The sequence below is a fragment of the Streptomyces sp. NPDC127068 genome (assembly GCF_042724695.1).
Classification (GTDB): Bacteria; Actinomycetota; Actinomycetes; order Streptomycetales; family Streptomycetaceae; genus Streptomyces.
In genome coordinates this window covers 1-1,960 of record NZ_JBHXEN010000125.1, presented here as the reverse complement: position 1 = coordinate 1,960, position 1,960 = coordinate 1, and the positions used below count along the sequence as shown (strand labels likewise).

General features: G+C 70.1%; 1 protein-coding gene and 1 pseudogene. Both read left to right on the top strand.

The annotated features are described in order from the left end of the window. Window positions 1–468 precede the first annotated feature (468 nt). Window positions 469–1,029: pseudogene (locus ACFWIA_RS35095) on the top strand (DJ-1/PfpI family protein). 313 nt (window positions 1,030–1,342) lie between these two features. Next, window positions 1,343–1,660 carry a hypothetical protein gene (locus ACFWIA_RS35090; protein WP_387011331.1) on the top strand — a complete coding sequence of 106 codons (318 nt, stop codon included), beginning with the start codon at window positions 1,343–1,345 and terminating at the stop codon, window positions 1,658–1,660. The last annotated feature ends 300 nt before the right edge of the window (window positions 1,661–1,960 follow it).

Genomic DNA, 1,960 nt, shown 5'->3' with positions numbered 1-1,960 from the left:
GACAGCTGCCCGATCCGGCCGGACGGTGCGGATGAGCAGACCATCCGAGCGACTGCCGACCGGGACAGTCCTCCGGGACGAACACCGCCGGGCCCATTCCCAGCGGACCTACGAGGCGTCACGCGGGAGACGCGGACCTGGTGCTGCTCGACGCGGACACCGCGAGCCGCCTTCTCACCTGACTAAAGAACGACGGCACCCTCGCCCCGTGGGGGACCCGTACGTCGCGCGGTAGCGTCGAGGATCTGGACCGGGTCGTCCCCGGACTCGCCGCGACCCCCGTACCCGTGTAGCCGGCGCCGACCACCACGAAGGTTCGCCGGGCGGCGGGCTCCTCGTGCGCCGACAGCTCGATGCATGCTCGGCGACGCCGGGCACCGGCAGTCGTTTGCTGACGCTGCCGTCGGCGAGAACGATCCGGTCGTGGCGCAGCGGCCCCGCACAGCCCTCCGGTCCGCATAGTGCACGGTGCGGCCGGCGAGGTCGACGCCCTCGGCCCGCCGAGGACGAGCTGGTACTTCGGCAAGCGCCGCCACCAGCGACACCGCGACCCGGCGCGGCTCGAGCGGTACGCCGGTGCTGGTCTCCATGGAGAAGGGGAAGTTCCAGGCGTTCCACCACCTCGATCGGGGGACACCTTCTCGGTGGACGAGGTCGTGGACCAGGCGGCCCTCGGAGCGTACGGAGCGCTGGTGCTGCCTGGCGGGGTCACGAATCCGGGCACCCTGCGGCTGAACACCGCCGCCGTCGGGTTCGTCCGCTTCTTCTTCGAGGTGGGCAAGCCGGTGGCGGCCACCTGTCACGCCCCCCTGGACACTGATCGAGGCCGATGCTGTCCGGGGCCGCACCCTCACTTCCTGGCCCAGCCTGCGCACCGGCGTCCTCAACGCGGGCGGCACCTGGGTGGACGAGCCGGTGCGCGTCTGCCGCGCGGGACGCAGCACGCTGATCACCAGCCGCAATCCGGATGACCTCAAGGACTTCACCGAGGCATTCACGGCGGAGTTCACCAGCACCGCGCCCTCATAGGAACGCCGCCGGGCCCGTGGTTCGGAGCGAGGGCTGACACGTCAGCCGGCGTCCGGGGACGGAGGCACTCTGTCCGTCCACTGGTCGGGTGACATTCCGCACGCGGACGCCACCGGTGGGTACCTTCCCGGTCGGTGCCGGGAACGTCGCTGTCCCGGCCGGTAGTCGGGGCAGCAGCGCGATACCAGTCCGCAGAGAGGGCGGCGACGAGCCGACCGACTTGCTGATCGGAGGGTCGGGGATTGGAAACGGATCGGAAGCCACCGCGCCAGTCCCGGTCAGGTGCCGGGTGAGACGAGAGAGGGTGCCAACCATGTTTGAGAAGTACGAACTGCCGGGCGAAGAGGAGTTGGCGCGGCGTATGCGGGCCGCATCCGGTGAGCCCTTCCTCGGAGGGGTCCGGGCGGCGGTAGCTGCACGACTCGCAGGCCGGATGCTGCCTGCTAGAGGGGTGGCACATGCTGTGGCGCTCGTGTTCGCCGAGCAGATGGACCCTTACGACGCTGTGGTCAGGGCAGCGGTGGGAGTGGAGGCGCCTCTGATGCTGGAGGCATGCCTTGAGAGCGCCCCTGAAGGGGTTCGGAGCGAGGCCCTGGATCACTTCGCGGCGCTGTGGCCTCGCGAGGATTGAAGCGGTGTGCTGCCCTGTGAGGTTAGGGACGCAGCTGGCGGGCCGGCCCGCCATCCGAGGGTCTTGTGGCCGCGCAGTCGTGGATGTTGCCCAGCTTCTTGATGTCCATGTGCGCCAAACTCGCCTGACCTGCCGCGTTCGTAGCGGCGTTTGGTCCAGCCGGTCGGACGGTCCAGGTAGGTGAGCCGGCCAGATGCTAGTGGGTCAGGACGCGGTGCACGGCCGAGGGCACCGGACCCAGCAGGTGCGCGATGGGAGCAGGCGCCCACCGGCGCAGGAGGCGGATCATCAAGATCCGCC

Bases quoted from the DNA above. Each gene is read 5' to 3' on its own strand.
- ACFWIA_RS35090 (WP_387011331.1), top strand. From the start codon at position 1,343: ATGTTTGAGAAGTACGAACTGCCGGGCGAAGAGGAGTTGGCGCGGCGT.